This window comes from Acidovorax sp. (genome assembly GCF_034519795.1).
In the GTDB taxonomy this organism is placed as follows: Bacteria; Pseudomonadota; Gammaproteobacteria; order Burkholderiales; family Burkholderiaceae_C; genus Acidovorax.
Genome location: NZ_JAXHOB010000011.1, coordinates 1 through 20,163, shown reverse-complemented (window position 1 = coordinate 20,163; position 20,163 = coordinate 1). Strand labels below are relative to the sequence as shown.

The following is a 20,163-nucleotide window of genomic DNA, read 5'->3' as shown; positions in this document are numbered from 1 at the left end:
CCGGCGGCGGCGCAATGCACGGCCTCTGCACAACACGCGATACAGTCCGAAGCAGGAGGGCGCCGCGGCAATGCCAGGCAGATTGCAACGGGCTCGCACCCAATACGAGGGAGAAACAATGCGCTGGCATCCATCACGGCTGTTCACCATCCTGGCCATCTCAGCCTGGGGCCTCGGCTCTGGCGCGTTCGCCCAGTCCATCCAGCCACCCCGGCTGGCCGAACCGCTCAAGCTCCAATACCCTGCAGAAGCCCGCAGACACGAGATCGAGGGGGTGACCATCGTCGCGGTGGAAACCAGCGCGTCAGGCGATGTCACCCGGGCACAGGTGTACAGCAGCTCTGGCCACAATCTGCTGGACGCTGAGGCCCTGCGCGCAGTCGCGCAGGCTAGGTTCCATCCGGCCCGCCGCAGTGGCGCTGCAGTGGCGATCCGCTCCAGGCTTCCCGTGGGCTTCAGGCTCGAAGGCCCGCCCAAGCCGCTCATCGCAACCGAGGCCATTTCACTGTTGCCAGCGCCGGTGGAGCCATCCTCCGTGATGCGCGTGAGCATCACGCGCGAAGGCATGGTGTACCTGGGCAGCCGGCCGATGGGCCTGGCCGACATGCCTGGGCAATTGAAGGCACAGGTACAGGAGGGCCGCAACTCTTTGAAGATCTACGCCGATGAAGACGCTCCCTACGGGCATGTGGCCCGGATGATCGCCGCAGCTCAGGAGGCAGGTGTGGCGCAGGTTCTGTTCGTGGTTGCGGCGCCATGAACTTTCAGATCCGGCGCGCGACCACCGACGATGCACCGCGTGTGGGCTTGCTGACCCGCGCCGCCTATGCCAAGTGGGTGCCGGTGATCTGGCGGGAGCCCTTGCCGATGAAAGTGGACTACGCGGCAGCCGTCAGGGAGCATTGGGTCGATTTGCTGCACGTAGACGGCGTGCTCGCAGGCCTGATCGAGATGGTCCCCGAGCCGCAATGGCTGCTGATCGAGAACCCAGTCCACTGAAACCGAGAAATCGGCTGTGCGTGAGGGCCGGGGCGGCAGCGGGCGCATCGCGGCGTTGCGGGCTTTGCCAAGGCGGCCAGCCTTGGCAAAGCCCGCGCCTTGCGCTGCATCCCGCTGCTACCCCGGCGCACAGTCGATTTCTCGGTTTCAGTGGACTAGCGGTCTCGCCCGCCTTCCAGGGCCGTGGGTGCGCGCGCATCCTGCTGGAGCAGGCGCAGCGGATTGCACAGGGTCTGCACCTCGATGGGCTTCGGCTCTATACCAACAAGCAGTTTGCGTCGAATGTCCAGCTGTACCTGCACCATGGATTCGCCGTGGACCGCGAGGAGCCCTTCATGGGCGGGTTCACCGTCTACATGAGCAAGCCGTTCGCGGCCTGATACGGATTTGCCTTCAACCGTAAACGATAGTTGGTCCGCCTTGCAGTGCTACAGCACTGTCTGCGGCTCCCGCCTAGTTCTACGATCGAATGCAAATCCGTATGAGGAGTCTGGTCAGCGCCGGGCACGCCGACGCGCTGCCGGTACGGCGGTGCCCTCTTCCCCGGCCCGGCCCTCCCCCACCAGTTCCTGCGCCACCAGTGCCACCAGCGCACGCAGCCAGCAGTGCGCCGGGTCGTCGCGGTAGCGCACATGCCAGCCCATGTGCAGCGGAAAGGTGCCCAGGTCCACGGGCGCCGGCAGCACCTGGAGCCGCGCATCGTGCGCCAGGCGGCGGCAGATCAGCCGCGGCAGCGTGGTGCAGTAGTCGGTCATGGCCACCATCTCCGGTAGGGCCAGGAAATGCGTGACCGAGACGGCCACATCGCGCTGCAGGCCCTGGCGCTCCAGCGCCTGGAACAGGCCGGCGCGCAGCCGGCCCGGCGGCAGCACGTTGACGTGGCGCAGCTGTTCGTAGAGCTTCTTCGTCAGCTTGTTGCCGACGACCTGCGGATGGCCGGCCCGCACCACGCAGGCCAGGCCGTCATCGCCCAGGTGCTGCACGACGAGGTTGTCCGGCGCGTCCACGATGCGGCCCAGTACCAGGGCCGTGGTGCCGGAGACCACCCCGGTCTCGGCCAGGTCGGTGCCGAACGGCACCAGGCGCAGGCGGATGCCGGGAGCGTGCGCGCGCAGCCGCGCGACGATGGCCGGCATGAGCGCGAACTCCATGTAGCTGTTGGCGGCGATGGTCACCAGTTGGTCGGCGCTGGCGGGGTCGAAGGCCTGCTGGCCCAGCACGATGCCATCGAGCACGCCCAGGGCCTGCGCGATCTGCGGCGCCAGGGCCTGGGCCCGCGCGGTGGGCTGCATGCCGTAGCGCTCGCGCACGAACAGCGGGTCCTGCAGCAGCGTGCGCAGCCGCGTGAGCGCGTTGGACAGCGCGGGCTGCGTGGTGCCCAGGCGCTCGGCAGCACGGGTCACGCTGCGCTCTTCCATCAGGGTCAGAAAGACGGGCAGGAGGTTGAGGTCGTAGCGCATAGATATGCTTTTAACCGTATATCTGGAATCCAGCAAATAAATTGGATGAATTTGTCAGTGGCGCGCATCCTTCGTCCTGTGCAAGCCCTTCTTCATCCACTTTTGTCTATCCAAGGACCCGCCATGACCACGATTTCCGCCACCACCGAAACCCTGTTCACCCCTACCCGCCTGGGTGCCATCGAGGTGAAGAACCGCATTGCCATGGCCCCGCTGACGCGTTCGCGCGCCAGTGCGGACGGCGTGCCCTCGCCCCTGGCGGCCCGCTACTACGCCCAGCGCGCCTCGGCCGGCCTGCTGATCGCCGAGGCCACCAACATCTCGCGCCAGGCGCGTGGCTATGCGTGGACGCCCGGCATCTACACCGATGCCCAGGTGGCCGGCTGGAAGCAGGTGACCAACGCCGTGCATGCGGCCGGTGGCCGCATCGTGCTGCAGCTGTGGCATGTGGGCCGCATGTCGCACACCAGCCTGCAGGAGCACGGGGCCGCACCCGTTGCGCCCTCGGCACTGCAGGCAGGCGGCAACGTGTTCACCGAAGCCGGCTTCGAGGCGCCCAGCATGCCGCGCGCGTTGACACTGCACGAGATCGCCGCCATCGTCGAGGATTACCGCCAGGCCGCGCTGCGCGCCCAGGCTGCGGGCTTCGACGGGGTGGAGGTGCATGCGGCCAACGGCTACCTGCTCGAGCAGTTCCTGCGCGACAGCACCAACCGGCGCGAGGACCGCTATGGCGGCTCCATGGAGAACCGCGCGCGCCTGGCGCTGGAGGTGACCGAGGCCGTGGCCGGCGTCTGGGGTGCGGACCGCGTGGGCCTGCGCCTGTCGCCGCTGTCCACCGCCATTGGCGATACGCCGCTGGACAGCACGCCCATGGAAACGCATGCTTACTTGGCCCGGCGCCTGGGCGCCATGGGCCTGGCCTACCTGCACGTGGTGGAGGGCCAGATGCATGCCGAAGACGGCACCAGCCGCTTCGACAACCAGGCGCTGCGTACCGCTTTCGGTGGTGCCTATATCGCCAACAACGGCTATGACCGCCAGCGAGCGGTCGACGCCACCGCCTCGGGCCACGCCGACATGGTGGCCTTTGGCCGCGACTTCATCGGCAACCCGGACCTGGTGGTGCGGCTGCAGCACCGGCTGCCGCTGTTCAATGCGCCGGCAGCGGGCTATTTTGGCGGTGGCGCCGAAGGCTATACCAAGTTCACGGCCGCGCAGGCGGCATAAGCAAGCACCCTGAGTCGCTTCGCGCCGGCGTATTTCTGGCGCGAGCTGCGGGGCGGGGTTGGTGCCTCCTCTGCCCGCATCCATGGTTGCCACGCCATGGATTCTGCTACCCTTTGAGCTCAGCTTCCTTGCCCCAGGCTGCTGCAGTCGCACGGTAAATTCAACGGCCGGTACACCCGCCGGCCCGCGCCTTGCAGGCAATGACGACGCGAGGGAGCCCTCCCCCACTCCAACCCGCCCATGAAAACGACGACCACCGCCCTCGTAATCGCCTGCCTGGCACTGGCCTCCTGCAGATCCGCCCCAACGACGACCTTCGGGTCCTACACGTTTCCGGAAAACGGCGTGACAGCCACCGAGGAAATCGGTGAACCATTGCTCACCCAGGCCACCGGGATGAGCCGGCCGGCCATCGTCATCCCCACCGACCAGAAGCTGGGTGACTACATAGTCCACCAGGGCAAGTACACGGCGACCAGCCAGAGCAGGGAGTACGTCCGCTTCAGCGGCGTGGCGTTCCACAACCCGGTGACGCAGCGCCCCCACCGCGGAAACCTGTTCGTGTTTACCAAGCCCAATGGCTCGCGCACTGTCTGCCTGTCGCGCACCGTCTGCAGCGACCTGGACCATTCCATCGACAGGGCCATCCAGCTCAGCGCCAATTATTTCCAGCAGACGCTCATCTACAGCGGAAAGATCGGTAACCGCATCACGCTCGGGTATCGAGAGTTCAGCGGCAATCAGGCGCGCCTGGGCTTCAGCAACGACGTGACATACGATCTGTCGGAGTCCAACATTCTGGGCTACAAGGGCGCCCGGCTGGAAGTCATCGACGCGACCAACACCGAGATCACCTACAAGGTGCTCAGCGAATTCAAAAAATAGGCTGCCGACGTACCAAGAATGGCAAGCACTGCACGGTCTTGCCGCCCTCCCCTGCAGCCTTCCCCCAAGGCTGCTACGCTGCCGCTTCCTTCAACCACTACCGATGAAGCGCCCCATGATCGACCTGCACTACTGGCCCACGCCCAATGGCTGGAAAATCTCCATCATGCTGGAGGAATGCGGCCTGCCCTACCGCACCCTGCCCGTGAACATCGGCCAGGGCGAGCAGTTCAAGCCCGACTTCCTGGCCATCAGCCCCAACAACCGCATGCCGGCCATCGTGGACCACGCGCCGCCGGGCGGCGGCGCGCCGGTGTCGGTGTTCGAGAGCGGCGCCATCCTGATGTACCTGGCCGAGAAGACCGGAAAATTCTGGTCCACCGAGCTGCGCCAGCGCTACGCGCAGATGCAGTGGCTGATGTGGCAGATGGGGGGCCTGGGCCCCATGTCGGGCCAGAACGGTCACTTCAAGGTGTATGCGCCCGAGAAGGTGCCCTATGCCATCGACCGCTATGGCAAGGAAGTGAACCGCCTGTACGGCGTGCTCGACGGCCAGCTCGCGCGCACGGGCGCCTATGTGGCCGGCGACGCGTATTCGATTGCCGACATGGCCAGCCTGCCCTGGATTCGCTTGCATGTGGCCTACGAGATCCCGCTGGAGAATTTTCCCCACCTCAAGCGCTGGCACGACACCTTGATGGAGCGCCCCGCCGTGCAGCGCGGGCTGGAGCTGCTTAGGGACCTGCGCAAGCCGATGACGGATGAGCAGAAGAAGGTGCTGTTCGGGCAGACGGCGGAGAGCATTCGCGACAGCGCCAAACAGGCGGCGCAATAAGTGGGCCCGGTGGCAGGTCGGTAGCGCACTCGCGTAGCAGCGCCGTGTGATGCGGATTGGGGGCTTCGCAGGAAGCCTCTGGATCGCTTAGAGTCAACCACCATGCAAACAGCAACATCCTCCTTCGCGGAAGCCGTTTTTTCCGGCTTGATGCTGTTTCTGGTGTTCTGTCCCTCGCCCGCAAGGCTGTTGCTGCTGTGGATAGAGCACCTGCGGGGCGCTCGGTTCGATTGGCAGGACTTGGCCAAGGGCGTGTGTATCCACGCCGCCAGCACGCTGGTATCGCCCGGCCTGCCCGCACTGCTGATCTACCAATGGTCCCAGTGCGGGCCCGGTTGTGGCAGCGGCGTGGTGTTCATCTTCATCCTGCCGGTGGCGTGGGCCCTGTTCTTTTGGGGCAATCGATCATTGAGGAAGGCACAAACGCGGGACGCGGCCAGCCCGCAAGGCGCGGCGGACTGAACTGGGTTGAGGCCTGGCACAGCAGTCCCTTAGACTGCCAAGCCTTCGCATCTTTTCACCCAGAACACCATGGCCACATCCCCCGTTCTTCGCCGCCTGCTCGCCCTGCAACAGCGCCTGGCCGACCTCGATGCAGAACAGCGCCAGGCGGACGCGGACGACAGCGATGGTGGCAGCGACGAGGCTGTGCAAGTTGCCCCCGCCACCCTGGAGGCCAGCCACCAGCTGATGTTCGCGCCCATCGGCGAGCGCTGGCATGTGCACTACCACGGCCTGGCCGCCAGCACCGGGGATACGGAGCAGCCCATCTTTGCCGAGCTGCTGGATGCGCTGGCCGAGCCCGCCGTTGCCCAGGCGCTGCACGCGCTGACCTTCACCGGGCCGGATGAGGGCGCCAACGGCACGCGCGAATGGGTGTTCACGCCGCTGATCGAACGCGGCGTGCCCTTCCCCCACCTGCGCCACCTGGCCATACCGCAGGCCGACAACACGGCGCACAACGCGGTGTGCATCGTGCGCGAAGGCGAGATCCTGGACGATGCGGGCGATGTGGGGCGACTGGTCGCGCTGATGCCCGCGCTCGAATCGCTGGAGCTGCCCCAGACGCCCGACCCGGCCTTCTTTGGCGTGCCGCTGCCCGCGCTGCGCCGCCTGAAGATCGGCGCCGGCCACAACCCCAATGGCTTCATCGGCCATCTTGCGCGCCATGCCGCGCACTACCCTGCCCTGCGCCAACTCGACTTCAGCGATGTGCTGGGCCCGTTCATGCAGCCCGAGGGCGACTGGCCCGCAACCCCTTTCGACGACTACGAAGCGCTGTTCCAGTCGGCCGTGGGCGGCCAGCTGTGGGCCATGGTGCTGCGCAATGCGCAGCTGACCGAGGCGCAGTACCGGCAGTTGCACCAGTTGCGGCCCAAGGCCTCGCTGCAGGTGGCGCACAATTTCCCCGGCTGCTATGTGGGCCATTGGAACCCTGAGGGCTTTGCCTGGAAGCATCTGCTGGTGAACGGCTGAGCCCGACAAGCATGCAGGCGGCAGGGTGTCTAGGGTGATTTCTGTACCTGCTGTACCCGATACACCCGCAGCTCGCCATCCGCGTGGGTCACCAGCAGCCGGCCATCGGCGCTGAAGGCCAGGGGGTACTGCGCCACGGTGCGGACGCGCTGGCGCACCTGGCCGCTTGCCGCGTCGACGACGACCAGTTCGCCAGCGCGCGATGCCGGATGTGCGCGGCGCTCCACCCGCAGGCCGTTGGCGCCGGAGGTGAGGCTGTAGGCCGCATGCGCCGAAGGCAGCGGGCCGTCCGCCAACGACAGCATCGTGCCTGTGCGCATGTCGAATGTGCGCAGCCGCTGGCGCCCCTCGGTCCAGGCATTGAAGCGGGCCACACCCTGCGCCTGGTCGAATGCGAACCCCTGCAATGTTCCGTCCGGCGCAAGGCCCGGGTCGTCCGAGGGGGGCTGCAGCACTGTCGGCGTGCTGTCCCTGCCCAGGTCGCGAAAGCGCGCATAGGGAGGCTTCTGGTCGGTATGCCAGGACCAGACCGAGCCGCCCACCTCCTGGAGTCCCCCCACATGCCATGGCGCCGCATCGCCGTAGCGGCGCTGCGCCTGCACCTGCAAGGACGGCACACCCAACCCCACCGCGAGCAGGCTGGTGGCCGTGGGCGGGTGCTCAGACCCGCAGGCGAACCACAGGCCCTGGCCATCCGGCGCGAACAGCACTGCGTTCTGGATGGACAGGGAGTCGGCAAGGCACGGCGCCCCCGCGTGGCGGTACTCGCCGGCCAGCGCAAAGCCCGGCACAGCATACAGCCGCAGGGCGACCTGGTGGCGGGAAAACTGGCTCTGCACCCGGTCCCCTTGCGTGCGCAACGCCAGCCACCGTGCATCGGGGCTCCAGGCCCAGTCGGGTGATTCATGCACGCCCAGCTCACCCTGCAGCCGGTGCGCGAGCGCGCCCGTGGCCGCATCGATGACAATGACCTGGCGGTTGCGTGCCACGGCGATGATCCATCGGCCATCGGGCGACACCGACGCCCTGCGCGGCGTTTCGCGCACCTGCACCGGGGCGCTGTAGGCGTACTGGAGCAGTGGCTCGCCTTCAGATTCGTCCTGGGCGGGCGGCGGCGAAAGCGCACGCTGCACGGCCAACTGCAGCCGCCCGGTCGCGCCCGGCGCCAGCGCGGCCACCACCATGGGGACCAGCAACGCGCCCGCCAACACGGCTGCGCCCAGCCTGCGGCCGCCCTGCGGTGTTGTTGACTGCAGCACTGGGCCCTGCGGGGCGGGAAGCCCCCGCGCGAAGACCCACAGCGCCACCGCCGCCCAGATGGCGTGCTCCAGCGCCTGGACGACCAGCGCAGAGGCGCGCTTGGGCCACGGCCAGCCATTCATGGCGCTGCGGAACAGCAGGTCGATGCTCACCCCGGCCTGCACCCAGAGCACCCACAGGACTGCGGTGACCAGGGTTGCCCCCGCCACCGCCCGCAGCGGCAGCGCGGGGCGAACCTGCGCCATGCGGGCAAAGACCCAGGCCGGCAGTACCATCCCAGCCGCCACCAGAACGGGAACCAGGCCGGCCGTGGGCAACCAGAAACGGCCATTGAAGTCGCCCGGGTGCTGCCCCAGGAGGGGCAGTACGTTGCGCAAGAGGACGAGCACCACGCTCGACAGGCCCGCCACGGCGATTTTTCCCGCCATCCAGGCAAGGGACATGGCCACGGCGATGCGCCACCATGGCAACGCTGGCAGCGCACGCCGCAGCACCGAGGTGTGCAGCAGCATGGGCGCGGCCAATGCCAGGGCCCCCAGCAGAGCCAACGCGAACGGTAGCCACGAGGCGAGCGGATCGGATGGCCGAACCTCCTTGTTCAGCACGGTCCAGCCCACTGCATTCAGGACCGGCGTGGCTGCATTGGCAAGAATCCAGGCCAGCGCGATGCCGCGTGTCAGGCGCAGCGCAGGGGCGGCAGGGCTGCTGGCCACAGCGCAAGGGGGTGAAGGTGTGTTTGCAAGGTTCACAGGGTTTGGTTTTTCAGGTGGCAAGTCCAGGCCGCCGCAACGGGACCGCGGCGCCTGCAGAAGGAAGAAAGTGTCCGGGCCGTCTGTGAGGGGTGGATGAAGTGTGTGAGGGCAGTATGAAAGCCGAGGCTGGCACTCGCATCGGCACGCCGCCGCAGACCTGCGCAAACCCATGGCGGATGAGCAGAAGAAGCTGCTGTTCGGGCCGGCGGCAGAGAACATTCGGGACAGCGCCAAGCAGGCGGCGAGCTGCTACCAGCCCTGGATGCGCTGGCGACCCCGGCCACCAAGACGCAGTTGTCCTACCCGGTGCCGTCGCTGGTTGGGACACAGTGCATCCATGGACAAGGATGCCAACGTTGCCGCACGCCGCCCACGAGCGGCTACCCTCCCCACGACCTTGCAGATCGCAGCGCTGCTGCCCTGTGTGGCACTGCTGGCCGCCTGCCAGGGCAAGGATGACCTGAGCGCCAGCGGCTGCCTGCCGCTGCGCGCACCGGCGCAGGTGGTGCTGGTGCAGGAGGCGGGGCTGTACACGGTGCGCGACGCCAAGACGCTGGTGCTGTCGGCCCACCCGCGCGATTCGGTGAACGATGGCTTTCACGGCACGCAGCTGGTGCGCACGCTGGCCCCGGGCACTGCGTTGAACATCGACCGGCTGCAGCAGGCCTGGGGTTTCGACGTGGGCAAGGGCCGCATCAGCGCCTTCGGCACCCTCGCCGGTGGCGAGCGCTACGAATACGGCTGGGGCGGTGGCAACACCATTGGCCGCGCCCCGTGGGAGCCGGCCTCGGTGCCCAAGCTGCGCACGGTGGCGTGTGGCGATTGACGGCAGCGAACGAACGAACATACGAACGATCAAGCAAGCAAGCAACCATGCAGACAGGAAAGGAGGCTTTCATGAAGCGGTCCCTTTGTTCCACCGCAGTCGTCGCCGCGCTGCTCCTCGCCGCGGGGGGCCCGGCCCTGGCGCAGACGACGGTGCTCTACTCCGCTCGCCCAGCCATCGGGCTGAGCGTGAGCGACAAGATGGCGGCCCGGCAGGTGCCCGTGGAGTTCACCGTCACCATGCCCGATGGCAAGACGAGCACGGCCACGGCTGAGCCCGAAAGCGATGGCGAGCGTGCGGGCACCGTGCACTACCCCAGCGATTTCGGCAACGCAGGCACGCGTGTGGGCAACTACACCTGGCAGGCGCGCATGGGCGGCAAGGTGGTGCAGACCGGGCGCTTCACCTACCGGCCGTCGAAGGAGGGGCAGTTGCTGTTTGTGCCGGGGTGAGCCAGGGCACCCGTAGCGGCAGGCTCCTGCCGCTCGCGGCCATTTGAGCGGGTTCTGACCAAGCAGCGGCGTGTCCCGGTGCTCAGGCGGCAAGATTGCCCGGCCGCCGTTGGTGGCCCATCAAAGCTCAAAGGACTGCCGGTACTCGGGCACGGTGCAGTCCCAGCCGTAGGTTTCCTCGATGGCCAGGCGCATCGCATCCGCAGCCACCGGCTCTCCGTGGGTCACGAAGACGCGGCGCGGTGAATGCTGCACACCGAGCCAGTCGAGCAGCTGGCGGCGGTCCGCGTGCGCAGAAAATTGCGCCAGATTGGTGACCTCCGCCCGCACCTTCACGTACGCGCCGTGGATCTTGATGGCGTCTGCGCCGTCCACCAGCGCCTGGCCCCGGGTACCCGCGGCCTGAAAACCCGCAAACAGGATCGCGTTCTTTCGGTCTGGCGCATAGGCCTTCAGGTGGTGCAGCACCCTTCCGCCGGTGGCCATGCCGCTGGCGGAGACGATGACCGAGGGATAGCTCAGGCTGTTGAGCCGGCGTGACTCCTCCACCGTGTTGACGATGGTGGTCTGCACGCTCATCGCCTCGCACTCGATCGCCCCCAGGCGATGCTCGTCCGCGTGGTTCTTGTACAGGCCGGTCACGTCCGCCGCCATCGGGCTGTTGAGGTAGACGGGAAGGTCCGGAATGCGCCGCGCGGCCTTGAGCAACTGGATGGCATGGATCAAGGTCTGCGCCCGACCCACGGCAAATGCGGGTGCGACCACGATGCCGCCCCGGGCTGCCGTGCGGTTGATGACCGAAGCGAGCTCGACGAGCCCGTCCTCTTCGGGATGCTGGCGGTTGCCGTAGGTGGACTCGACCACCAGGTAGTCTGCCTTTTCGACGGTTTGCGGCGGCCGCATGAGCAGGTCGTCGCTTCGCCCCACGTCTCCCGAAAACAGCAGACTCCCCCCGTCCCAGGCGATGCGCGCACTGGCAGCCCCGAGGATGTGACCCGCACGCTGCAGCCGCCATGACCAGCCGCTCCAGGGCGAGCATTCTTGGCCGAAGGGGATCACCTCGAACGCCTCGAGTGCCACGCGGGCGTCCTCCTGGGTGTAGAGCGGCAGCGAAGGCTTGTGCCTGGAATGGCCATGGCGGTTGGCGTACTCTGCGTCCTCTTCCTGCAGCCACCCCGAGTCGGGCAGCAGCAATTGGCACAACTCGCGCGTGGCTGCGGTGCAATACACCTTTCCGCGAAATCCTGATTTCACCAACCTCGGCACATAGCCACTGTGGTCCAGGTGCGCATGGGTGAGCAAAACGGCGTCGATGCTGGCAGCGTCCACCGGCAACGGATCCCAGTTGTGCAGCCTCAGTTGCTTGAGCCCCTGGAAAAGGCCGCAGTCGACCAACAGCCGGCGCCCATGGTGGGTCAGCAGGTACTTCGAGCCGGTGACGGTGCCTGTTCCGCCCAGAAAGTCGATGCGCATGCCTGTCTCCGATCCTTGTGGTGGTCCGTGGCTTTGGACGACGCACGCCCAAGCCCTGCCGTGCACACACCTTAGGCCCATCGGCCCTCGACACCATTGACCTGGGTCAATGGCAGACGGGCCCTGGATTGGGCTAGTCCACTGAAACCGAGGAATCGGCTGTGCGTGAGGGTCTGGCAGGGCCGCAATCTAGGCGCCGGGCGCAGCCGGGTTGCACACCCGGCGAGCACGGCAACGACGAGTGCGGCCCTGCCAGGCCCTCACCCTTCGGGCCGGGGTGGCAGCGGGCTCATCGCCGCGTTGCGGGCTTGGCCAAGGCGGCCAGCCTTGGCCGCAGCCCGCGCCTTGCGCTGCATCCCCCTGCCTCCCCGGCGCACAGCCGATTCCTCGGTTTCAGTGGACTATTGATTGACCTGCCTCAATGGGGCCAGGGCCAGGACGCGCACCATGGGCCATGACCATCAAGGAGCTGCCATGTCATTTCTTCAAAGCAATGTCGGGGTGTTGGACCGGGCCTTAAGGCTGGCTGCGGGCGTGCTGCTGATCAGCCTGGCCGCCATGGGAACCATTGGCCCCTGGGGCTATATCGGTTTGGTGCTGCTTCTCACCGGTGTCATGGGAACCTGCCCGATCTACTCCCTGATCGACTTCAGCACCTTCAAGCGCCAAAAGCCATGACCCGCGCCGTGCTCCATCTTGGTGGAGGGGCCACACGATGACGCCCCGTCTATGGATCATTGGCGCACTGGGCGTGGTGTGCGCGGCGGCCGCACTATGGCTGGTGGTGCGGATGTTCGTGGCGTGGATCACCTTCGACTGACCCCGCACCACGCCTGGCCGGGCAGCGGATCTTCATCCCGGCACGCTCCACCACGCGGCCAGTGCTGCCAGGGCCAGGCTGGCCAACAGCGCCCCTGCAATGCGCACGGCGAACCCTGTGCCGCCCGCAACGGCGGCCACCACGCAGCGGGTCAGCGTGTTGGCGCCGATGGCCACCAACACGCCTGCGATCCAGTGACCGGTAGCCACACTGCCAGCGGCATGCATGGCGGCGAGCGCAGCGATGGAGGCGTGGGCATCGAGCAGCGCTGCCAACGCCACGCCGATGCTGCCTGCCGTGTCGCCCAAATGGCGCTGGGCGTTTCCTACCAGCAAGGTCACACCGGCGAGTACCAGTGCGACCAAAATCGCTTCGCGCGGGCGCAAGGCCGTGCCCTGGCGCTGCGGCAGCGCATCGGGCGGGGGTGCAGCGGCATGGCGGGCAAGCGCCACGCCGCACGCAGCCGCCCCCACCGCACCGGCCAGTGCGGTGGGCAGCAGCGCCCATGCAGCGCTGGGCGACAGCGCCGCCGACAGCATCAGCGCCTGCAGCCAGGTGGCGGATGCCGAGACCGCACCGCTGCCCGCAAGCAGCGGGCATTGCTGAGGCTGCAGGCGCGCACGGCTGCCCAGCGATGCAATGAACGCCGTGCTCGATACAAAGCCCGACACCAGCCCCGCCAGCAGCGGCCCGCCGCGCGGCCCCAACCTGCGCAGCGCGACCTGGCCGCCCGCCTGCATCGCCAGGATCAGCAGCACCATCGCGGCCAGCGGGCGCGGATTGATGCCACCCAGCATGTCCAACGGGCGTGATGGAACCAGCGGCAACAGGATCAGCGCCAGGGCGATCAACAGCAAGCCGTCATGCAGTTCCTGCTCGCTGAGCAGCTCGGTCGCGAACCGGTGGAGGTGGCTGCGCGCGGCCAGCAGCGCAGCCAGGCCGGCACCACAGGCTGCGCCCAGCGGCGGCGAAATGGCCGATTGCACCCCGATCATGTAAGTCACGAACAGGGCCATCTCGGTGGTCAGCCCCGGGTCTTTCGAGCGGCTTTTGAAATAGGCAATCGCCGCAAGCATGGCGACCAGCAGCGCACCCACCAGCACCAGTCCTGGCACTGGCAGGCTTTGCGCCAACGCCCCGCCGACCGCCGCAACCGCAAAGCTGCGCACACCGGCCACTTCGCGGTCGTCGCCTTGCCCCTTGCGCCGTTCGCGCTCGGTGCCGATGAGAAGGCCGACACCCAGCGCCACGGCCAGACCCAGCACCGGGAGCACCGTCGCCTGGCTGCTGGCAGTCGAATCCATCGCATACCTTTCTTCATGGCCTTGCAGTGCGAAAAGGCGCAGCACCCTTCAAGTCCCCAGAGGCAGCGCGCAGGACACCATCATCGCGCCCCACGCGGCGCAAGGGCTTGACCCGGATCAAGAAACACCACATCGCCGCAGCGCTGCCGCCCCCCGGCCACGCCCGGCAGCACGGCGAAAAAAATGGCCAGCGGTATCGGCCAAGGATGACCAAGGTCAAAGGGGCAGCGACTCGGGCCATCCATGATGAAGTCCCCCCAAGGAGAACCCCATGTTCAAGCGCATTCTTGTTCCCGTTGATGGCAGCCAGACCTCCAACAAGGCACTCACCACCGCGCTCGGGCTGGCGCGGGAAGGCGGCGCCATGGTGCGCATCATGCACGCCCTCGACGACCTGGCACTGATTTCCGGCTACGACTACAGCGTCGATCTGCTTTCGGTTGCACGCAACCAGGCGCACGGCCTGCTGGCCGATGCGATGGTGACCGCCCGTGCTTCGGGGGTGGATTCGGACTCCCTCCTGGCGGAGATCCCGGGCATCCGGCTCGGTGAGACGGTCGCCATTCAGGCCCGCGAATGGAAGGCGGACCTGATCGTGGTGGGAACCCATGGGCGCAAGGGCCTGGGACGGGTGTTGCTGGGGAGCGGCGCGGAACAGGTCATTCGCACCGCCCCCGTTCCCGTGCTCGTGGTGCGCGGCGGCGAATAGAGCGCTCGCACCGAACGTTTGCATCCCTCAGCACGTGAATGCTGACCAACGTGAAGCAGGCCAGCCATGCAGGTGCCAAGCCTCCAAGCCGACAACAAGGAACGAACGACCATGACCGTCCACTCCCTCCCCCTCCCGTCAGCGCCGTCCTCGGCAACTCCCTTGCGCGGGTTCTGGGACGCTGTGCAGCAGCATCAGTCTGCAGCCATAGCCGACTGCGCCACGTCACTGTGCCACGGCCTTGACGGCATGTGGAAGGCACAGGCACACACCGTTCAGGCAGTGGCGCAACGGCATGCAGCAATTGCCGAAAAGTCCAAGGGCCCATGCACCCCGCGCGATCTCGTGGCACTGCAAACCGAGTGGCTTCAGTTCGGGATGGAAAGTGCTGCCCGGTACTGGCAACAGATGGGATTGCTTGCGCTCGACATGCAAACCTCGGTACTGGGGTTTCGCAATCAGTGTGCTTACCCCGATTTCTTGCTGGAAGCAGCATCCGCTATTGATCGCGCGACCGGACGGGGAATTGCAACCACGCGCTCCTGAGAGCGCATTTATCCCAGTCCGCAACCGGATGATCGGCGGCGCAGCCAAGAAACGCCCGTCACGGAGACAAGAGCCCGCAGACCTGACGGCCGGCAGACTCCTACAGGTACATGTCCTCGTTCACCATCTGCAGAATGGTGGCGTTGCTGCCGCTCATCGTGCCCACCATATACACGGCCCATTGCTCGCCAACACCTGGAAGGACGTCTTCCACGTAGTAGATGGTCCCATTGGCGTTGTTGCCGGTACTGCTACTTGCGAACGAGAAGATCACCGCCTTGCCGTCGTTGGCTATGGCCACCTCGCCCGCCACACTGTTATCGGTCGCCAGACGGATGTCGCCCGTGCCGAGGGAAGCACTCCCGTAGCGTATACCGATGTTCTTCCCAGTCGAAAGGTCCAGGCCGGCAACAAGGACTGTCGCGTCCACCGCAGCGTTCAGTAGAGCGCCCGTTGCGCCGAGAAACCCCGAGAAATCGAACTTGCCGGTGCTGAGCACGCCGTCCAGGGTGTCATTGCCGTTGTTGGAAGCCGTTGCCTCGAAGACATAGGTGGCGGCGCTGCCGACGGTGGTGATGGTGTCATTGCCGCTGCCGCCGCGCAACACGTCGGCACCGCCGTTGCCCACCAGGGTGTCGGCGCTCGACGTGCCCGTGAGCGTGTTGGCGCCGGTGTTGCCGTTCAGCGTGACCCCGCCCTGCGTGCGGGTGCTGGCGTTGATGTTCTCGCTGGTCGTGCCGGTGCTGGTACCCGCAGCGCCCGTGGAGGTCCAGAAGGAGGTGATGCCGCTGAAGTTGTCGTTGACCACCAGCGTCGCGCCTGCCGTGGATGCAAACACCACGCGGTCGTTGCCGCCGCCGCCGGTCACCGAGTCATTGGCGGCATGCGCCACGTTGTCGATGAAGAAGCTGTCGTTGCCGCTGCCGCCGACGATGGTGTCCGCACCCGAGCCGCCATGAAAGCTGTTCGGGCCCATGCCCACGCCCTTGAGCGTGAGGTCGCGGGTGATGCCGCGCATGTCGATAACGCCCGTAGAGGTGCCGTTGGTGTCACCAGACAGGTCGATGGTGGTCAGGTCGCCCAGCAAGCCCTGGGAGCTGACGACGATGCTGTGCGCGTTGGCGGTCGCCGACTGCGCCCTCGCCTGGAGTTGCTCCACCGTGGTCATGCGAGTGAGGTCGCTGGCTGTGTCGAGCACGATGGCGCCGACGATGTTGACCGAATCCGTGTCGGCACCGCCGTCGATGCGGTCCACCACGGCGCCGCCAGTGAAGAAGTCGGCGGCCGCTTCGTAGTGGAAGCTGTCGTTGCCGGCCTCGCCGTTGAGGGTGTCGGCACCGGCCCCGCCGGTGATGAGGTCCGCACCGGCACCGGCGTTGACGGTGTCGTTGCCGACGCCCACCGTGATGGTGTTGGCCCCGGCCCCGCCCGTCACCGTGAGGTTGCCCGTGGCGCCACTGGCCGTCAGGTTGCCGCCCACGAGGGCCACGCTGGCCGCAAATCCGCCGGCCAGCGCCAGTGTCTGGCCGGCAGTAAGGGCTTGCGCATTGATCGCCTGCGCCGCCCCCAGCGTGACCGAGTTGTTGAATGCGGCCAGGGTGAAGCTCTCCACCGCCGCGTGCAGGGTCTCGCCGCTGCCGAGCGCGCTGTTGAGGATGACCCTGTCGTCGTTGCCCGTGGCGGCAATGCCGCCGGTGAACTGGTTGTACTGGTTGGCCCGCATGGTGATGGCGCCGCTTAGCTCCAGCTTCTCTACCGAGCTGGTCGTGGCGCCCACGATGTTGGCACCGTCGGTCGCAACAAGTACGTCGGCAGCGTGGCCCAGTTGGTAGTTACCGGTGACCGTGGAGCCACCCACGTTCACCGTGGTGGCGTAGCTCAAGATGCCGTTGACGCTGGTGCCTGACAGCACGGTAACGGAGTTCGAGCTGCCACTCGACACGGTGTAGGTTTCCACCTCTGCCTGGGCCGTGACCGCGCCACCGGTGACGATTGCCACGAAGTCTGTCGAGCCCGCCGCAGAAATCTTGGTCAGCGCCTCGTGCTGGGCCTGCGTCATGGTGATCCCGCCGGTCAGCGTGAGGTCTTCTGCCTGGGTGGCCGCGCCGGCATTCACGCCGGAGACATTGGCATTGGTGCCCGACGCGACGATGGTGTCGCCTGTGTGGCCCAGCAGCCAGGTGCTGCCCAGCACGTTGAGGTTGCCGACGTCCACCGTCGTGGCGTGGGCCGCCAAGCCGGTGATTTTTGTCGCGACGGCAAGCGCCGTCAGCGTGTTGGCGCCGCCTCCCGACAGGACATAGGTTTCGATGCCGGACCTTGCGGTGACGGCCCCGCCCGTGGTGATGGACACCTCGTCCGAACCGCCGGTGGCACTGACGGAGGTAAACGCCGCGTGCTGCGCCTGCGACATGCTGATCGCACCGTTGATGGTGAGGTCGTTGGCCGTGGTGGCGCCACCGCTGTTCACACCCGAAAGGTTCACGCCGTTGCCCGCGTTGATCGCGCCGGAGAAGCCGTTCAGGATGTAGTTGCCGGTGACTGCCAGGCCGGGGGCGACGACCAGTGTCGCCTCACCCGAACCGCCCGTCACGTTGGTGGCCCCATGCGTGATGAGGATGGTGTTCGGAACGCTGGAGTTTGCCACCCTGTAGGTTTCCACATCGGCGCGGGCGGTGACGGTGCCAGTATTGGTGATGGTCACGCTGTCCGACGAACCGGGCGCCGCGATGCTGGCCAGCGCCTCGTGCTGCGCCTGGGTCATGGTGATGCCGCCGGTCAGCGTGAGCTTGTCGGCCGTGGTGGCGGCACCGCCGTTGACGAGGCGAAGGTCGGCGCCGTCGGTGGCGACCAGCGTGTCGTCGCTGGCGTGGCCCAGCGCCCAGGTGCCGGTGGGCGTGGCGCCGGCAATGGCCAGCGTGGTACCGGTGCCTGCGGCGCTGCTCACGTTCTGCGCTGGCGCGCCCAACACTACGCTGTTGGCAAAGTTGCCCAGCACGAAGGATTCGATGCTGGCGGCGAGCGTGCCGCTGGCCTGGGTGGTCACGGTCACGATCTGTGTGCCGGTGGTGCCGTTGGCCAGCGCGGCCTGCGCCGCCGCCATGGTGTAGTTGCCGGCGGCCAGCACGATGCTGTCGATGCCGGCGACCGAAATGGCCGAGATGTCGGCGGGCGCTGCGGTGGCGATCACGCTGTCCGCGCCATTGGCCTTCAAGGTGGCGGCGACGCCCCCGCCCAGGGCGGCCAGCGTGTCGCGCACGCTGGTGGTACCCGCATCGGTCAGCGTGCCCGCCGCCCCGCCGGTGCCGATGCGCCCGATGGCCGCCTGCGCGGCCGTGAGCGTGTAGTTCTGCCCACTGGTGAGGGCAAAGCCGGTGACCCCGGTGCCGGTGAAGGTGGTGAGGTCTTCCCCACCGGCATTGGCCACCACCAGGGCGGTGCCCGCGCCGGAGAATGCCTTGCCATTGGCCAGCGCGCTGGCGATGGCCACGGTCGTGCCCCCTGGCACGATGATGCCGGCCAACGGGCCCGTCAGCGTGGCGGTGCCCGCGCTGCCGCCGCTGCTGGTGAAGGTGAAGGTGCCGCCCGCCTCGGTCACGTCGACCTGCGTGCCTGCACTGGTGAAGGACGCGATATCGCCCACGCCCTTGGTCACCGCGAACACCGGTGGTGGTCCACCGCCGCCGCCTGCGCCCGGCGAAGCCGGCTGGTCGAGCACCAGCTTGGCCGCGGCCACCGAGGCCGGGTCCTGCGTCACGTTCTCCAGCACCTTGGCCAGGGCCGCGAAGTCGGTTTCGGTGCGGCCCGCGATCTGGGTGTGGTAGTAGGCCACCTCGGCCTTGTTGTCCAGCAGCGCGCGTGCGGCGGCGTACTGCGCCGGCAAAGTGGGCGAGTCGAGGGCCTGCACGGCGGCCAGCATGATCTGCTGCGGCGACACGCCGGCATTGAAAAGATCCGCCGCCAGACGGTGCAGCCCTGTATCGGCCGCCAGGCCCATGCCGGCCAGGAACTGGGTGGCGAAGGCATCACCCGCCATGCCGGCCGGGTAGCGCGCCTGGAACTGCGGCAGCCCCGCCAGCGCCGAGGCCAGATCGGGCAGGCTGCGGCCCAGGTCTTCGTAGACCTTTTCCACCAGCGGCATGTAGGCACTGCCGGGGGAGATGCCCAGCATGCTGATGACGAGTTTGATGAGCAGCTTCTGCTCTTGCGTACTGACCGCCATGGGGCTTCTCCTGCAGGCTTATGGTTGTATGGGCCGCGGAGATGCGGAACAGTGCTCTGATCATAGTGGCGCCATGTCCCCTGGATGCCCCCAGAAGAGGTAACAGTGGCAGGCTTTACACCCGATCATCGTGGTTCGGCCCTGCCTTGGCTTCAAAAAAGGCAGACTCATTTCTGGCATGGCGCAATACACTGCGAATGGATCCCATTCCTACCCCCTCCCCTGCGATGCGCCCTCTCCGGTACTCCATCAACGTCACCCTGGACGGGTGCTGCGACCACCGCGCCATGCCTGCGGACGAGGAGCTGCACCGCCACGCGGTCGAAAACCTCGAACGGGCCGATGCCCTGCTCTTCGGGCGGGTGATCTACCAAATGATGGAGGCCGCCTTCCGGCCTGCGGCATCAACCGAACCACGGCCTGGCTGGACGGACCCCTTCGCCCGGACCATTGACGCAGCCAGGAAGTACGTCGTGTCGAGCACCCTGGCCCAGGCCGACTGGAACGCGCAGTTGCTGCACGGGGACGACCTGGGCAGCGCCGTCCAGCAGCTCAAGCAGCAGCCGGGCAAGGGGCTGTTCACCGGGGGCGTGCAGTTGCCGATGGCGCTGGCGCAGCTAGGGCTGATCGACGAGTACGAGTTTGTCGTACACCCCCGGGTGGCGGGCCATGGGCCGACCCTGTTCGCGGGGCTGTCGAAGCATGTCGACCTGGCGCTGGTGGACCGGGTGGAGTTTGGCTCCGGAGCCGTGGCGATGCGGTATGTGCCGAGGAGGTAGCGGGCTGCGGGGACGAAAATCCACGCCCTCGCGCCAAGGCTGACATCAGGAGGACCACTTGTCCCGTGCGGCGGGCCCGGCGTGCTCCCGGCAGCGAACTTTGCGGGGCGTTAAAGTCCGACGCTTATGCCCTTG

Annotated in this window: 19 protein-coding genes; 14 read left to right on the top strand and 5 right to left on the bottom strand. The window is 67.1% G+C overall.

Annotation, left to right across the window (positions count from 1 at the left end; genetic code table 11):
* The first annotated feature begins 118 nt into the window (after window positions 1–118).
* From U5N23_RS13350 to U5N23_RS13340, 3 genes are read left to right on the top strand one after another with little or no spacing between them, the layout of a single operon-like run.
* Window positions 119–760: a TonB family protein gene (locus U5N23_RS13350; protein ID WP_322593295.1), complete on the top strand. Its 642-nt coding sequence runs from the start codon at window positions 119–121 to the stop codon at window positions 758–760.
* Window positions 757–999 carry a hypothetical protein gene (locus U5N23_RS13345; RefSeq protein WP_322593294.1) on the top strand — a complete coding sequence of 81 codons (243 nt, stop codon included), beginning with the start codon at window positions 757–759 and terminating at the stop codon, window positions 997–999. Before U5N23_RS13350 ends, U5N23_RS13345 begins: the two co-directional genes overlap by 4 nt.
* On the top strand, window positions 969–1,379 hold the full coding sequence (locus U5N23_RS13340; RefSeq protein ID WP_322593293.1) for a GNAT family N-acetyltransferase: 411 nt from the start codon (window positions 969–971) through the stop codon (window positions 1,377–1,379). Before U5N23_RS13345 ends, U5N23_RS13340 begins: the two co-directional genes overlap by 31 nt.
* A gap of 114 nt (window positions 1,380–1,493) precedes the next feature.
* Here the strand turns inward: U5N23_RS13340 and U5N23_RS13335 are convergent, their stop codons facing one another.
* Window positions 1,494–2,459, bottom strand: coding sequence for a LysR family transcriptional regulator (locus tag U5N23_RS13335; RefSeq protein ID WP_322593292.1), 966 nt, complete (start codon window positions 2,457–2,459; stop codon window positions 1,494–1,496).
* Window positions 2,460–2,582: 123 nt separating this feature from the next.
* On the opposite strand from U5N23_RS13335, the gene U5N23_RS13330 reads away from it, so the two are divergent.
* From U5N23_RS13330 to U5N23_RS13310, 5 genes are all read left to right on the top strand, one after another.
* Window positions 2,583–3,689, top strand: coding sequence for an alkene reductase (locus U5N23_RS13330; protein WP_322593291.1), 1,107 nt, complete (start codon window positions 2,583–2,585; stop codon window positions 3,687–3,689).
* A 240-nt stretch (window positions 3,690–3,929) separates the two neighbouring features.
* Window positions 3,930–4,574, top strand: coding sequence for a hypothetical protein (locus U5N23_RS13325; RefSeq protein ID WP_322593290.1), 645 nt, complete (start codon window positions 3,930–3,932; stop codon window positions 4,572–4,574).
* A 115-nt stretch (window positions 4,575–4,689) separates the two neighbouring features.
* The gene (locus tag U5N23_RS13320) at window positions 4,690–5,409 is read left to right on the top strand and encodes a glutathione binding-like protein (protein WP_322593330.1); all 720 of its coding nucleotides are present in this window, start codon (window positions 4,690–4,692) and stop codon (window positions 5,407–5,409) included.
* Window positions 5,410–5,559: 150 nt separating this feature from the next.
* Window positions 5,560–5,871, top strand: a complete 312-nt coding sequence (locus U5N23_RS13315; RefSeq protein WP_322593289.1) for a hypothetical protein — start codon at window positions 5,560–5,562, stop codon at window positions 5,869–5,871.
* A 69-nt stretch (window positions 5,872–5,940) separates the two neighbouring features.
* The gene (locus tag U5N23_RS13310; protein WP_322593288.1) at window positions 5,941–6,885 is read left to right on the top strand and encodes a hypothetical protein; all 945 of its coding nucleotides are present in this window, start codon (window positions 5,941–5,943) and stop codon (window positions 6,883–6,885) included.
* Between the two features lie 29 nt (window positions 6,886–6,914).
* On the opposite strand, the gene U5N23_RS13305 is transcribed toward U5N23_RS13310, so the two are convergent.
* The gene (locus tag U5N23_RS13305; RefSeq protein WP_322593287.1) at window positions 6,915–8,858 is read right to left on the bottom strand and encodes a hypothetical protein; all 1,944 of its coding nucleotides are present in this window, start codon (window positions 8,856–8,858) and stop codon (window positions 6,915–6,917) included.
* A 376-nt stretch (window positions 8,859–9,234) separates the two neighbouring features.
* On the opposite strand from U5N23_RS13305, the gene U5N23_RS13300 reads away from it, so the two are divergent.
* Window positions 9,235–9,723 carry a hypothetical protein gene (locus tag U5N23_RS13300; protein ID WP_322593286.1) on the top strand — a complete coding sequence of 163 codons (489 nt, stop codon included), beginning with the start codon at window positions 9,235–9,237 and terminating at the stop codon, window positions 9,721–9,723.
* A 71-nt stretch (window positions 9,724–9,794) separates the two neighbouring features.
* Window positions 9,795–10,175, top strand: coding sequence for a hypothetical protein (locus tag U5N23_RS13295; RefSeq protein ID WP_322593285.1), 381 nt, complete (start codon window positions 9,795–9,797; stop codon window positions 10,173–10,175).
* 120 nt (window positions 10,176–10,295) lie between these two features.
* Here U5N23_RS13295 and U5N23_RS13290 read toward each other — a convergent pair whose 3' ends face one another.
* Window positions 10,296–11,648 carry an MBL fold metallo-hydrolase gene (locus U5N23_RS13290; RefSeq protein WP_322593284.1) on the bottom strand — a complete coding sequence of 451 codons (1,353 nt, stop codon included), beginning with the start codon at window positions 11,646–11,648 and terminating at the stop codon, window positions 10,296–10,298.
* Between the two features lie 474 nt (window positions 11,649–12,122).
* On the opposite strand from U5N23_RS13290, the gene U5N23_RS13285 reads away from it, so the two are divergent.
* Window positions 12,123–12,326, top strand: a complete 204-nt coding sequence (locus U5N23_RS13285; protein WP_322593283.1) for a DUF2892 domain-containing protein — start codon at window positions 12,123–12,125, stop codon at window positions 12,324–12,326.
* Between the two features lie 174 nt (window positions 12,327–12,500).
* Here U5N23_RS13285 and U5N23_RS13280 read toward each other — a convergent pair whose 3' ends face one another.
* Entirely contained in the window at window positions 12,501–13,772 is a 1,272-nt protein-coding gene (locus U5N23_RS13280) for a DUF4010 domain-containing protein (RefSeq protein WP_322593282.1), read from the bottom strand.
* 271 nt (window positions 13,773–14,043) lie between these two features.
* Between U5N23_RS13280 and U5N23_RS13275 the strand changes: the two genes are divergently transcribed.
* Both U5N23_RS13275 and U5N23_RS13270 read left to right on the top strand, forming a co-directional pair.
* Window positions 14,044–14,481 (top strand): universal stress protein, encoded by a 438-nt coding sequence (locus U5N23_RS13275; protein WP_322593281.1) that lies wholly within the window; start codon window positions 14,044–14,046, stop codon window positions 14,479–14,481.
* A gap of 111 nt (window positions 14,482–14,592) precedes the next feature.
* Window positions 14,593–15,027, top strand: a complete 435-nt coding sequence (locus U5N23_RS13270) for a phasin family protein (protein WP_322593280.1) — start codon at window positions 14,593–14,595, stop codon at window positions 15,025–15,027.
* 100 nt (window positions 15,028–15,127) lie between these two features.
* Here the strand turns inward: U5N23_RS13270 and U5N23_RS13265 are convergent, their stop codons facing one another.
* Window positions 15,128–19,249, bottom strand: a complete 4,122-nt coding sequence (locus tag U5N23_RS13265; RefSeq protein WP_322593279.1) for a calcium-binding protein — start codon at window positions 19,247–19,249, stop codon at window positions 15,128–15,130.
* A 227-nt stretch (window positions 19,250–19,476) separates the two neighbouring features.
* Between U5N23_RS13265 and U5N23_RS13260 the strand changes: the two genes are divergently transcribed.
* Window positions 19,477–20,028, top strand: coding sequence for a dihydrofolate reductase family protein (locus U5N23_RS13260; protein ID WP_322593278.1), 552 nt, complete (start codon window positions 19,477–19,479; stop codon window positions 20,026–20,028).
* Window positions 20,029–20,163 lie beyond the last annotated feature (135 nt).

Excerpts from the sequence above, each read along its gene's own strand:
- U5N23_RS13275 (WP_322593281.1), top strand. The coding sequence starts at position 14,044 with ATGTTCAAGCGCATTCTTGTTCCCGTTGATGGCAGCCAGACCTCCAAC.
- U5N23_RS13295 (WP_322593285.1), top strand. The coding sequence starts at position 9,795 with ATGAAGCGGTCCCTTTGTTCCACCGCAGTCGTCGCCGCGCTGCTCCTC.
- U5N23_RS13260 (WP_322593278.1), top strand. The coding sequence starts at position 19,477 with ATGCGCCCTCTCCGGTACTCCATCAACGTCACCCTGGACGGGTGCTGC.
- U5N23_RS13310 (WP_322593288.1), top strand. The coding sequence starts at position 5,941 with ATGGCCACATCCCCCGTTCTTCGCCGCCTGCTCGCCCTGCAACAGCGC.
- U5N23_RS13265 (WP_322593279.1), bottom strand. The coding sequence starts at position 19,249 with ATGGCGGTCAGTACGCAAGAGCAGAAGCTGCTCATCAAACTCGTCATC.
- U5N23_RS13315 (WP_322593289.1), top strand. The coding sequence starts at position 5,560 with ATGCTGTTTCTGGTGTTCTGTCCCTCGCCCGCAAGGCTGTTGCTGCTG.
- U5N23_RS13320 (WP_322593330.1), top strand. The coding sequence starts at position 4,690 with ATGATCGACCTGCACTACTGGCCCACGCCCAATGGCTGGAAAATCTCC.
- U5N23_RS13270 (WP_322593280.1), top strand. The coding sequence starts at position 14,593 with ATGACCGTCCACTCCCTCCCCCTCCCGTCAGCGCCGTCCTCGGCAACT.
- U5N23_RS13290 (WP_322593284.1), bottom strand. The coding sequence starts at position 11,648 with ATGCGCATCGACTTTCTGGGCGGAACAGGCACCGTCACCGGCTCGAAG.
- U5N23_RS13285 (WP_322593283.1), top strand. The coding sequence starts at position 12,123 with ATGTCATTTCTTCAAAGCAATGTCGGGGTGTTGGACCGGGCCTTAAGG.
- U5N23_RS13330 (WP_322593291.1), top strand. The coding sequence starts at position 2,583 with ATGACCACGATTTCCGCCACCACCGAAACCCTGTTCACCCCTACCCGC.
- U5N23_RS13340 (WP_322593293.1), top strand. The coding sequence starts at position 969 with ATGGCTGCTGATCGAGAACCCAGTCCACTGAAACCGAGAAATCGGCTG.
- U5N23_RS13300 (WP_322593286.1), top strand. The coding sequence starts at position 9,235 with ATGGACAAGGATGCCAACGTTGCCGCACGCCGCCCACGAGCGGCTACC.
- U5N23_RS13345 (WP_322593294.1), top strand. The coding sequence starts at position 757 with ATGAACTTTCAGATCCGGCGCGCGACCACCGACGATGCACCGCGTGTG.
- U5N23_RS13335 (WP_322593292.1), bottom strand. The coding sequence starts at position 2,459 with ATGCGCTACGACCTCAACCTCCTGCCCGTCTTTCTGACCCTGATGGAA.
- U5N23_RS13350 (WP_322593295.1), top strand. The coding sequence starts at position 119 with ATGCGCTGGCATCCATCACGGCTGTTCACCATCCTGGCCATCTCAGCC.
- U5N23_RS13325 (WP_322593290.1), top strand. The coding sequence starts at position 3,930 with ATGAAAACGACGACCACCGCCCTCGTAATCGCCTGCCTGGCACTGGCC.
- U5N23_RS13280 (WP_322593282.1), bottom strand. The coding sequence starts at position 13,772 with ATGGATTCGACTGCCAGCAGCCAGGCGACGGTGCTCCCGGTGCTGGGT.